Raw genomic sequence first — 12,027 nt, 5'->3', positions numbered from 1 at the left:
AAGGGCCAGAAGATACAAGATACCAACAAATTGAAGGTTCTTTATGTGAGCACAACATTTCCCGGTAAAAGAATTGCAGATATAGGAAAGTTTTCACGGAAATTGCTGTAATGTTTTAAGCTTTATTTACTTTATCATATTCTTATAAAAATTACTTTAGTAAGACTAATTTAAAAGTTGGACGAAACAGGTGAGAAAATGTTTCAAATTTGAATGAGAAGTCATATAATAATCATATTATTCATATTAAAGGGGCGTGCAAATCGTGGCAAAGAAAATGAAATCTGCTGAAGATTTTATGCATCATTTATATATTCATATGAACGATGTCGAACATTTTGTTATTTATAGTGGTCTTACACTGAAGGAATTTATGGTTTCGGTCGAGCCCGTAAAAAATGTTCTGTTATTAAAGCACGCCTACGACAACGGCTCTTTTAATATGCATACACAATTTGATTTTGTGACAAATGAAGATATGCGCGATTTTCTAAAAAAGGAAAGCGACTTAAAGAAAGATTTATGCTGGGTAGATTTTACGACAGAGAAAAACATTAATACGTTAACTCCCCTTGAACAGGCAGAACTTCTGTATTTAAGTCATAAGCGTGAACCGCTTGCATCACCATTTTTCAACAAATTGCAAAATCGCTATGCTTATTACTCATCTGTAACTGACAAAATGACAAAAGTATATTATCGTTTTATAGGCGATTCTGAAATACTCGTTTCGAATCTATTTAATCGAATGATAAGAGATAAAGAAGGTGTGGGGAGCTTTTGGAGAAGAAAGAATAAAAACAACTCACCGACAATCGATCCTTCTACATTAAGACAATATCGGCCTTTTGCTAAGGAAGGCGCATTGCTGTCATTATATAAACTAGATAAACCAAATTCCCATTATGCAATCGAAATCCGAGTGCTGAGTGATTATGATTATCCGGATGAAGTTTGGGATGATTTAGATGAAATATTAAAACAAGGCTATGATGAATTAATACAAATTAGTTGACACTCACAGCGAACAGGGCAGTGGGTGTTTTTTATCCGATTTCAGCGTTTAGTGTATTCTGATAAAATAAGGTTAGTGAAAACTGGAGGTCAAAAAAATGAAAAAAAGAATTGGTTTATTATATGGTGGTAAGTCAGCCGAGCATGAAGTATCACTCTCAACTGCAAAGGCAGTAACTCAAGCAATGGATTTTAATGAGTTTGACGTTTTCCCGATTTTTATAACATTGAAGGGTGAATGGCGTGTTGGACCTCAATTAACAGAACCCGCTCAAACAATTGAACAATTGCAATTTACAACGGCATCAGACCATTCTGAAAATAATATTACGCAATTTATTGCAAAACATATGGAAAGTCCATTCGATGTAATCTTCCCTTTACTGCATGGCACGAACGGTGAAGATGGAACAGTACAAGGCTTTTTGGAAGTGCTGAACATTCCTTATGTAGGTAACGGTGTTCTTGGTTCAGCAGCAGGTATGGATAAGGTAGTTATGAAGCAGTTGTTTGAAATAGCAAAATTGCCGCAATTACCTTATGAATATTTCATTCGAAGTGAATGGGAGCGGGAGAAAGAATCTTGGATCAAAAGATGCGAACAGTCTTTAGGCTATCCGATGTTTGTTAAACCGGCTAACTTAGGATCAAGTGTAGGAATTAGCAAAGCGACGAATGCAGCGGAACTAGAAAAAGCTGTTCAATTTGCACTGCAATATGACCGTAAAATTGTGATTGAACAAGGCGTAACGGCTCGAGAAATTGAACTTGCTGTGTTAGGGAATGACGCACCTAATGTTTCAGTAGCAGGAGAAATTAAGCCAATGACTGAGTTTTATGATTATGATTCAAAATATAAAGATGGCTCGACAGCATTAATTATACCTGCACCATTACAAGACGATGTTTATACAGACTTAGTAGATATGGCGAAAAGAGCGTTTAAAGCGATTGACGGAGCAGGGTTAGTGCGCGCAGATTTCTTTGTAACTGAAAACAACGAAATTTTCATCAATGAAGTAAATACAATGCCAGGATTTACACCGGTAAGCATGTATCCTTTATTGTGGCAGCATACGGATGTAACATATCCAGAGCTAATTAAAGAGCTGATTGGTTTCGCGCTGGAACGTTATACAGAAAAACAACAGCTTCAATACAACAGAGATTGAGTGGGATAAAAAGTGAAAAAAAGTTTACAGCAAATTGCAGCATGGTTAACGATAGAAAATCAGTCATTTCCTGAAACGATTGTCACAGGTATTTCCATTGATACACGGACAATTGCAAAAGGGGATTTATTTATTCCTTTCCGTGGAGAAGCCGTAAATGGGCACCGTTTTGTTGAGCAGGCATTTGAAAAAGGCGCGGCAGCTTCTTTATGGATGAGCGATGAGCCAAATCCCCCGAAACATTTGCCATTAATTTTCGTGGAAGACCCAGAGCTTGCACTTCAGAAAATGGCAGAGTGTTACCGTAATGAGCATCGAGCGACATTTATCGGAATTACCGGCTCAAACGGGAAAACGTCTTCAAAAGATATTTTGGCGGGAGCACTTTCTCCATACTTTAAAGTACAAAAAACGATCGGGAACTTTAATAATCAGCTCGGTTTGCCGATTACGATTTTACAGCTTGATGAGGATACAGAAGTTTCCGTATTGGAAATGGGGATGAGCGGTTTCGGTGAAATTGAATTTCTAACGAAACTTGCACGTCCGCATTATGCCATTATTACAAATATCGGTGAAGCCCATATGCAAGATTTAGGATCACGCGAAGGGATTGCAAAGGCGAAGTTTGAAATTGTAAAAGGATTGTCTGAAGAAGGGATTCTTTTCTATGATGGTGATGAACCGTTACTTCAAAACTTAGTTGCAAAAACACCGCAGTTAAAAACACAGGCATTCGGCTTTAGCCAAGCGCAAAGTTTGGCAGCTTCCCAAATAGAAGCGACAGCACAAGGAAGCAGTTTCCATGTAGATGGAGTAATCCAGGGTGATTTCTTCATTTCGGTTTTAGGCGAGCACCAAGTGAAGAATACATTAAGTGCAATGCTGGTAAGCAAGGCATTAGGTTTGACTGACGAGCAAATCCGCGAAGCATTAAAGAAAGTAGTTTTAACAGATATGCGGATGCAACTTGTTCCGGTCGGTGATTTATTATTTATTAACGATGCGTACAATGCTGCGCCAACATCGATGCATGCTGCGATCCAATTTGTCGAACAAACGACAATCCGCAACGAAAAATGGCTTGTACTTGGTGATATGCTTGAGCTTGGAAACGATGAAAAGCAGATGCATGAAGGTATTGCCGCACATATTCATCCTGAAGAAATACGCTATGTTTGCTTGTATGGCCCGCGCATGAAGTGGCTCTATAATAAACTGCAAGAAACATTTGATGCTGAGCATTTAGTGTATTCCGAGAATGAGTACGCACCGATTATCGAAAAAATTCAATCTCATGCAACAAACGAGTCAATCCTCTTAGTAAAAGGTTCTCGTGGAATGCAGTTGGAGAAAGTTATCCATTCAATCGAGTTAGCCTAGTGCTAGCTCGTTTTTTTTAGCGCAAAAAAGTTTTTTCGACTTTAAAAGTCGCTTATTATAGATACTAACAGCTTAATGGAAGCAGGTGATTGGATGAAAATCGGCGTCCTATTTTTACATGGATTTTCAGGTGGACCGTATGAAGTACAGCCTTTTGCGCATTATATAGAGCAACGAATAGATTGGGTCGTAAGTATTCCGACGTTCTCCGGTCACGGTGATGCAGAGCATTTGGCAATGAAAGGCTATAAAGCAGAACATTGGATGATGGAAGCGGAAATCGCATATCGGTTGTTGAAAAAGCAAGTCGATGAAGTCATAGTCGTCGGTTTTTCAATGGGGGGTGTCATTGCGATGTACTTATCTATACGTTACCCAGTAAAAAAGTTGGTACTCCTAAGTGCTGCAGCAAAATATGTGAGTCCTACGCAGTTAGTAAAAGATGTTCGAGCAATTGCCCAAGATATGGTGCATAAAAAGTTAGAAGAAAACGAATTGTTTGCGCGGTACAAATTTAAATTTAAAAATGTCCCGTTAACAGCAACCATTGAATTTATGAAGGTCGTGAAAAAAACGGAGCCTTATATAAAAAACATTCAGTGTCCTACCTTCATTGTACAAGGGGAGCTGGATGGAATTGTGCCAAGTGCAACCGCCCAAATATTATTTGAACAAATTCAGTCGCAACAAAAGCAAATGTATATTTCAGATTGTGGAAAACATCATATTTGTTACAGTGATGATTGTGAGCAATGGTTTAAACAAGTGTATCAATTTTTATTGGAGTAATAAATATCTGACTATTATGATACAAAGCAATATCATTGCATACCGTTACAACCCATGTTAGACTAATAAAAGCAATGGATACATTTTGTGCGAAGACTCTTCAGACTTATGGGTGAAGAGTGCTTTTTTTTGATAAACGGTTTTATTCTATTTTTTACAAATGCAACAACCAATTAGAAACGGTAGAATTGAACCGCTCGGCAATGACCGGGCTTTCCTTTTCATATAAGAGACTCTGCACTGAAGCAGAGAGAATTTTTAAGTAACGGAAACGTTCCACATACAATGGCTCGAAATTTGCCGCCATTTCATCTGAAAATGTAACCATTTGTCAACTTATACAGGAAAAAGGAGAATGAAGAGTTTGACAAATTTTTCAGAATTAAACATTAGTGAATCGACATTACGTTCTATTAAGCGTATGGGGTTTGAAGAAGCAACACCAATCCAAGAAGGTACAATTACGTTTGCAATGGACGGCCGTGACGTTTTAGGTCAAGCACAAACAGGTACTGGTAAAACAGCTGCGTTTGGTATTCCTTTAATCGAGAAAATCGATCCAAAAAACCCGAATATCCAAGCTTTGGTAATTGCTCCGACTCGCGAATTAGCAATCCAAGTTTCAGAAGAACTTTATAAATTAGGTTATGACAAGCGCGTAAAATTATTATCAGTTTACGGTGGTCAAGAAATCGGCCGTCAAATCCGCGCATTAAAAAATAAACCACAAATTATTGTAGGTACACCAGGTCGTATTCAAGACCATATTAACCGTCGTACATTACGTTTAGACGAAGTGCAAACTTTAGTTTTAGACGAAGCGGACGAAATGTTAAACATGGGCTTCATCGATGATATTAATGCGATTTTAGAAAATGTACCATCAGATCGCCAAACATTACTATTCTCAGCGACAATGCCTCCAGCAATCCGCAAAATTGCAGAGACATTCATGAAAGATCCTGAAATCGTAAAAATTAAAGCGAAAGAATTAACAATGGAAAACATTGAACAATTCTTCGTAAAAGCAACAGAGCGTGAAAAATTCGATGCTTTATCTCGTTTACTTGACGTTCAAAAACCAGAACTTGCAATCATTTTCGGTCGTACGAAACGCCGTGTTGATGAATTAAGCCAAGCTTTAGGTTTACGTGGCTTCTTAGCTGAAGGTATTCACGGTGACTTATCTCAAGCGAAACGTATTTCAGTTTTACGCCAGTTCAAAGAAGGTAAAATTGACATTTTAATCGCAACAGATGTAGCAGCTCGTGGATTGGATATTTCAGGTGTAACGCATGTTTACAACTTTGACATTCCACAAGATCCTGAGTCTTACGTTCACCGTATCGGTCGTACAGGCCGTGCTGGTAAATCTGGTGTTGCAGTAACATTTGTAACACCTCGTGAAATGGGTTATTTACGCATCGTAGAAGAAACTACGAAAAAACGTATGACACCTTTACGTCCACCAACATCTGAAGAAGCATTAGTAGGCTTACAAGAGGATGCAATGCAATCATTGGTGGAATTAGTTCAAAATAATGATTTAGGTACTTACCGTGAGTTAGCAGCTAAGTTATTGGAAAATAACGATGCACTTGACTTGGTAGCAGCAGCACTTAAATCAATTACTAAAGAACCGGATGCTACACCAGTATCATTATCGGAAGAGCGTCCATTACCAATGCGTCGTGACCGTTCACAAGGTGGCGGAGGCCGCGGCCGTGGCGGTAATGACCGAAACCGTGGTGGCAACCGTGGCGGTGGTGACCGTCGCGGAGGAGATCGCCGTCGTGAAGGTGGCGGAAGCCGTGCTGGTAGCGGAAGCCGTGATGGAGGTCGTCGTGAAGGCGGTGCTCGTCGCGAAGGCTCTCGTGACCGTCGTCCACGTCAACGTCGCGAAGACTAATACTATTTCAACACACCAACGAGAAAATCGTTGGTGTGTTTTTTTGTTGAAAATTTTATACAAGTATATTTTCCGGGAAATAAAATTTTCATAAATTATTTAACAAATTTACCAATTAACTATACTATGAAGGGGAGGGGATTTGTTTTTATCATCCTAGTTGAACATATTGAAACATTTAAGCAGTTGATACGTATAGCATAATATAGAGAAAGAGGTGTAGGGCTAGTGAGAGAACAACCAAAGTTTCAGTTACCTAAAAAAGCGCAAATAGTGTGGCGACTATATGGAATTATTCAAACTTTTATTATCGCTCTTTTAACAGGCGGCATCGTATTTTTAACAGTTCGATTTGATTGGCCGCAATGGATTATGTGGATTGCCATCGCGCTCGTATTGTTATCAATTGCGTTTTCAGTTATTGTATTCCCGAGCATCCGGTGGAAAATTTGGCGTTATGAAGTACGAGAACAGGAAATTGAAATTCAAAGTGGTCTGTTTGTCGTAAAACGGACATTAATACCGATGGTGCGTGTTCAACATGTTGATACAGAGCAGGGACCGATTTTAAAAAAATACATGTTAGCGAGTATATCGATTTCTTCGGCGGCAACAGTACATACGATTCCTATGTTGAAAGTTGAAGATGCTGATGAATTGAGGACAAAAATCTCTGAACTTGCAAGGGTGGCGGAAGATGATGTCTAAAGACAAATATAAACTTCATCCTGTAACGGCAATCATCAATGTTGTAAAGGCATTGAAAGATCTCCTTATCCCGATCATTATCATTGTTGCGGCGAACGGCTTTAATTTTAATTTGGATTATCGAAGTGAAACATTTTTCAGTGAAATGATTCCGCTCTTAATTTTAGTTATTGTCTTATCGGTAACGGTAGTGAGCGGTTTGATTAAGTGGTGGACATTTGTATATTGGTTTGAAGATAGTGAACTCCGAGTGGAATATGGTCTGTTTATAAAGAAAAAGCGCTATATTCCATTTGATCGCATTCAAAACTTGAATTATAAAGAAGGTATTTTTCACCGGTTGTTCAAGCTTGTGCAAGTACAAGTGGAAACGGCGGGAAGTAAAGATGGAAAACCGGAAGCGGAACTGACAGCGGTAACGAAAGCTGCGGCAGACGAAGTGGAAATTCAAATGAAAAAGGCGAAACAGAAACTGCCGATCGAAAGTGACATAGGACAAATAGTTGAAGTTGAAGAGCCAGAGCCGGCATCAGTAGTTTTACACAAAATGAAAATACCGGAGCTGTTACTGTTAGCGACGACTTCCAGCGGTGTGGGGGTAGTACTTGCCGGAGTTTTTGCTGTCCTTTCGCAATTTGCGGAGTTTATTCCATTTGATCTGATTTATGATGAATTGGCATTTTTAGTGGAATACGGCTTTATTGTTGTCATGATTTTAATTGCGCTTGCGCTAATACTGGCATGGGGAATTTCTGTAGGCTTGACGTTTTTAAATTATTATAACTTTACGGTCAGCAAGCAATATGACCGTCTAATTATTACGCGGGGATTAATCGAAAAAAAACGTGTGACAATTCCGTTAAACCGGGTGCAGGCAATTAAACTGGCGGAAAACCCTTTCCAGCAAATGCTCGGTTTAGCATCTGTTGCGGTAGAAAGTGCTGGTGGAGGATTTAGCGGGGAGAATGATAAAAAAATTATTTTATTTCCGTTAATTGCAAAAAAAGAAGTTTTTACACCATTGGCAGAACTGTTTCCTGAATATGATTTTGAAGTTACCCAACTTATTCAGCCGCCAAAAAAAGCACAGCCTTTTTTCTATCGGATTGATTTTGTATGGCTAGTTCCTTTAACCGGTGCTATTTCTTACTTCTTCTATCCATATGGACTGTTGTCATTTTTGCTAATCGTGCCAATCATTCTACTCGGAAGATGGCAATTTAAGACGACTGGATTTACGGTGAAAGATCAGCAAATTACGATTGTCTCGCGTCTTTTAAGCCGTGTAACATTTTATGCTATAAAAAAACGAGTACAAATTACGCAAGGTAGTCAAACCTATTTCCAGAAGCGACGGGATATAGGGTCTGTAAAAATTGTAGTGATGTCAGGTATGCTCGGAGCTTCAGCGACAGCGCGTCATATGGAGCAACAGGAAGTGGAAAGAGTACTGTCCTGGTATGAACATTAAAAAAACAGGGTTCGCGAAGAAGTTTTACTTTTCGCGAATCCTGTTTTTATTTTACCCGTCTAATGGGCTGTTTGCGCCAGCGTCCCATATTTTTAGGATTAAAGTAAACGACTCCTAAAATAAAGCCGGTAACTAAACCGCCTAAATGTGCAGCAATATTAATATTTGGTGTTAAAAATGTCATAATAATACTAATCACTATTAATGGCAATATTATTTGTCTTAACTGCGGGAATAAATGTCTTGTGTAATAAACAAGGGCCCCGAACGCCCCGAAAATTCCGTATAGCGCCCCACTTGCACCTACGCTTGCATAATAGGCATCTTGTGTTGCGTAAGTAGCAGCAACACCAAAAATTCCGGCTAAAAAGTAAATGGTTAAAAAGCGCACTTTGCCAGCGATTTTCTCAAGTTCCGGACCAAATAAAAATAGTGAGAACATATTAAAAAGAACGTGCATAAAACCTGCATGTAAAAACATTGATGTAATAATACGCCACCATTCACCTGCTGCAATGAGTCCATTTACGCTCATACCGGCATAAAGCAAATCTTCGCCGAAGCCCGGTATTAATGTTAGGACGAAAACAATTAGATTAATTGCTATAATTGACGATACGACCGGATATAACGTAATGTACTGTTTAAAATTTTCTCTACGAATAAACATGTTCCACCTCAATTAAGTCGATAAAAAAATAAAACGTATTTTTATTCATTATACATTGGAGTAATGATTAAAAGAAAGGGAGAGCTATTAAATGATAAAAGGGATTGGTTTAGATTTAGTAGAATTGGACCGAATTGAAAAAATGATCGGACGTTCAGAAAAATTCGCTCAAAGAATTTTAACAGATAGGGAACTGGCTATTTTTGATACATTATCGGATATGCGCAAAGTGGAATTTTTGGCAGGTCGCTTTGCTGCAAAGGAAGCCTATTCAAAAGCGAATGGCACAGGAATCGGTAAAGGCTGTGAACTCCATCAAATAGAAATTTTAAAAACGGAGCAAGGAAAACCTGTATTATACTTCGATGGTGAACTGGTGAACGGGTATATTTCCATTACTCATACCCGTACGACAGCAGCTGCCCAAGTAATCTTAATGCAATAATACATACATGCACACCTTGGCTCATATAGTAATTTATCGAAATAGATAATCGAAAGGGTGAATCTTTGAAACTACGACTGCTAGTAGTTGTCGTTTGTTGTCTCTTTTTGGCGGCGTGTGGAAAAGCTACAAAGGATGAAGTGATTGAGGATGTTAACAAGAAGTGGAATGACGCAAAAGGTTATGAATTAAGTGCTTCGATGGAAGTTCGGACAGGCGCAGAACCACGTATTTACGATGTAAAAGTTTGGCACACAAAACCGGATTTTTACCGAGTGGCAGTAAATCCAAAAGGTGAGTCAGAACAGCAGTTGATCGTTCGAAATGAAGAAGGTGTCTTTGTTGTCACGCCATCATTACGTAAAACGCATAAATTCCAAAGTGAATGGCCAAAGCAAAACAGTCAGGCGTATATAATTGGTGCATTGGCTGATGATTTGGTATCAGATTCAAAAGCGGTAATGACTGAAGATGATGCGAGCTATACTTTTGAAGTTGCGACACGAAATGTAGACCAAACAGCATTACCGGTTCAGCAAATTGTAGTCGATAAGAAAACGATGCTTCCGACAAAAGTTAGTGTTATGGATGAATCTTTACAAGAACAAGTTGTGATTACATTTGCAGACATTAAATTAGGTGTGCAGCATACTGCGGAAGAATATGCGGTAGAAAAATTCTCTGAAAAAGAGGAAAAGAAAGCTGCATCAGCAGAAGTGGTAGACACAGAGTTTAACGTGTATTACCCTACGATTGACTGGGCGCATACAAAGCTGACAGATGAGTTTGAAGTGCAGGAAGATGGAAACACACGTGTAATTTTGACATTTGAAGGGGAAAAGCCATTTACACTAATGCAGCAGCCGATCCAATCCGATGATACAATATTACCTGTATCTGGGGACCCGGCAGATTTAGGGTATACAATAGGGGCTATTACTGATAACTCAATTCAGTGGGACAAAGATGGCATGACCTTCTTTATCGCTTCCACAAAATTAACGAAGGATGAATTATTGGAAGTAGCTGCAAGTGTGCAGGAAAGTAGTATAAAATAAATTATAATTATGGCTTTCTAAACTTGTTTTTAAATTGTATTTTATGGTTATATTTAATAAGAGACATCTTGCGCAAACTAGCGCAAGATGATTTCTTTCGTATACAGATTTTAAGTCCGGTTGACTGAAAATTACATAAGAGTAAGTTTAAACTTATAAAAAGAGGGTAAAAATCGAAATGGATACTCCAATTTATTACAGACCAACAAAAGCAGTAATTGATCTGCAAGCAATCACACATAACCTTACTTCACTACGAAACTATATAGGACCGAATATCCAAATTATTGCTGTCGTAAAAGCAAATGCATATGGTCATGGAGATATGGAAGTTGCAAAAACGGCAATTGAGGCCGGTGCAACAATGCTTGCTGTCGCAACACCAGACGAAGCAGTACATATTAGAGAGAATTTTAAGGATATCGATATTTTAGTGTTAGGTGCTTCACCGCACGCTTTTATTCCGTATGCATCAGCAGAAAATATTATCCTTACCGCCTTTTCTACGGAATGGCTGCAAGAAGCACAGCAGTATACACCACTGCTGAATCAGTTAAGACTTCATATTAAAGTTGATTCAGGCATGGGACGTATCGGTGTATCTACTAAAGAAGAATTATTGGATTTATATACAATGATTAATTCTTCCGATGACTTTTTAGTGGATGGAATTTTTACGCATTTTGCTACTGCAGATGAAGAAGATTCAATGTACTTTGACAATCAAGCTACCCTATTCAAGGACTTTTTAGGCGCACTGCCACAAAAGCCTCGTCTTGTTCATGTTGCCAATACAGCAACCGCATTAGTAAAAGATCCTTCTTTGCATCATGATGCGGTACGTTTCGGTATTTCCATGTACGGTTTGCTGCCTTCGGGTTATGTAGGCACAAAATTACCTTTTCCGATTAAACCGGCATTTTCTCTACAGACGGAACTTGTACATATAAAAAAAATGAAGGCTGGTCAATCGGTAGGCTATGGTGCAACATATACGGCAGAAGAGGACTGCTATATCGGTACAATACCGATTGGCTACGCAGACGGTATGATTCGTAAGCTTTCGGGCCAAGAAGTACTTGTTGGAGGAAAAAGAGCGAAAATTGTCGGCAGAATTTGTATGGATCAAAGTATGATTTTACTTCCGGAAGCATATAATGTTGGGGAAGAAGTTGTACTGATAGGCTGCCAACAGCAAGAGGAAATCACGATAGATGATTGGGCTCATAAACTCCAAACAATTAATTACGAAGTGCCATGTGTAATAACGGCTAGAGTTCCTAGGGTATATAAATAAATCGATGTAATATTACTGTAAATAACTTCAAATATACAAAACAAGTATGTCCATATTTATTCCTTTATTGCGAGAATTGTCAGTTTTTTAATTTTCCTGTCTTTTCATTGT

11 protein-coding genes are annotated in these 12,027 nt (G+C 38.6%); 10 read left to right on the top strand and 1 reads right to left on the bottom strand.

The features are described 5' to 3' along the window. Nucleotides 1–265 precede the first annotated feature (265 nt). From AC0VXV_RS18560 to AC0VXV_RS18530, 7 genes are all read left to right on the top strand, one after another. Nucleotides 266–1,015, top strand: a complete 750-nt coding sequence (locus AC0VXV_RS18560) for a hypothetical protein (RefSeq protein WP_475529615.1) — start codon at nt 266–268, stop codon at nt 1,013–1,015. A gap of 97 nt (nt 1,016–1,112) precedes the next feature. Then, entirely contained in the window at nt 1,113–2,186 is a 1,074-nt protein-coding gene (locus AC0VXV_RS18555) for a D-alanine--D-alanine ligase (protein ID WP_475529614.1), read from the top strand. A gap of 12 nt (nt 2,187–2,198) precedes the next feature. Further along, on the top strand, nt 2,199–3,569 hold the full coding sequence (locus tag AC0VXV_RS18550; RefSeq protein WP_475529613.1) for a UDP-N-acetylmuramoyl-tripeptide--D-alanyl-D-alanine ligase: 1,371 nt from the start codon (nt 2,199–2,201) through the stop codon (nt 3,567–3,569). 93 nt (nt 3,570–3,662) lie between these two features. After that, complete coding sequence (locus AC0VXV_RS18545) at nt 3,663–4,358, top strand: alpha/beta hydrolase (RefSeq protein ID WP_475529612.1); 696 nt, start codon at nt 3,663–3,665, stop codon at nt 4,356–4,358. Nucleotides 4,359–4,722: 364 nt separating this feature from the next. Continuing rightward, nucleotides 4,723–6,267: a degradosome RNA helicase CshA gene (gene cshA, locus AC0VXV_RS18540; protein ID WP_475529611.1), complete on the top strand. Its 1,545-nt coding sequence runs from the start codon at nt 4,723–4,725 to the stop codon at nt 6,265–6,267. Nucleotides 6,268–6,495: 228 nt separating this feature from the next. Then, nucleotides 6,496–6,975 (top strand): PH domain-containing protein, encoded by a 480-nt coding sequence (locus AC0VXV_RS18535; protein WP_475529610.1) that lies wholly within the window; start codon nt 6,496–6,498, stop codon nt 6,973–6,975. Next, nucleotides 6,968–8,446 (top strand): PH domain-containing protein, encoded by a 1,479-nt coding sequence (locus tag AC0VXV_RS18530; RefSeq protein ID WP_475531497.1) that lies wholly within the window; start codon nt 6,968–6,970, stop codon nt 8,444–8,446. Before AC0VXV_RS18535 ends, AC0VXV_RS18530 begins: the two co-directional genes overlap by 8 nt. A 46-nt stretch (nt 8,447–8,492) precedes the next feature. Here the strand turns inward: AC0VXV_RS18530 and AC0VXV_RS18525 are convergent, their stop codons facing one another. Continuing rightward, nucleotides 8,493–9,116: a rhomboid family intramembrane serine protease gene (locus AC0VXV_RS18525; RefSeq protein WP_475529609.1), complete on the bottom strand. Its 624-nt coding sequence runs from the start codon at nt 9,114–9,116 to the stop codon at nt 8,493–8,495. Nucleotides 9,117–9,207: 91 nt separating this feature from the next. Between AC0VXV_RS18525 and acpS the strand changes: the two genes are divergently transcribed. The 3 genes from acpS (at nt 9,208) to alr (ending at nt 11,916) form a co-directional block, all read left to right on the top strand. Next, nucleotides 9,208–9,561, top strand: a complete 354-nt coding sequence (acpS, locus tag AC0VXV_RS18520; protein WP_475529608.1) for a holo-ACP synthase — start codon at nt 9,208–9,210, stop codon at nt 9,559–9,561. Between the two features lie 65 nt (nt 9,562–9,626). Next, a complete protein-coding gene (locus tag AC0VXV_RS18515; RefSeq protein WP_475529607.1) occupies nt 9,627–10,619 on the top strand; it encodes a LolA family protein in 993 nt (330 codons plus the stop codon). A gap of 178 nt (nt 10,620–10,797) precedes the next feature. Then, nucleotides 10,798–11,916 (top strand): alanine racemase, encoded by a 1,119-nt coding sequence (gene alr, locus AC0VXV_RS18510; protein WP_475529606.1) that lies wholly within the window; start codon nt 10,798–10,800, stop codon nt 11,914–11,916. The last annotated feature ends 111 nt before the right edge of the window (nt 11,917–12,027 follow it).

Source organism: Solibacillus sp. iso_87, assembly GCF_056173085.1.
Note: the sequence above shows the minus strand (reverse complement) of the source record. Positions and strands in the feature narration are given on the sequence as shown.

Coding starts and splice junctions, on each gene's coding strand:
- acpS (WP_475529608.1), top strand. CDS start 9,208: ATGATAAAAGGGATTGGTTTAGATTTAGTAGAATTGGACCGAATTGAA.
- AC0VXV_RS18555 (WP_475529614.1), top strand. CDS start 1,113: ATGAAAAAAAGAATTGGTTTATTATATGGTGGTAAGTCAGCCGAGCAT.
- AC0VXV_RS18545 (WP_475529612.1), top strand. CDS start 3,663: ATGAAAATCGGCGTCCTATTTTTACATGGATTTTCAGGTGGACCGTAT.
- AC0VXV_RS18530 (WP_475531497.1), top strand. CDS start 6,968: ATGTCTAAAGACAAATATAAACTTCATCCTGTAACGGCAATCATCAAT.
- alr (WP_475529606.1), top strand. CDS start 10,798: ATGGATACTCCAATTTATTACAGACCAACAAAAGCAGTAATTGATCTG.
- AC0VXV_RS18525 (WP_475529609.1), bottom strand. CDS start 9,116: ATGTTTATTCGTAGAGAAAATTTTAAACAGTACATTACGTTATATCCG.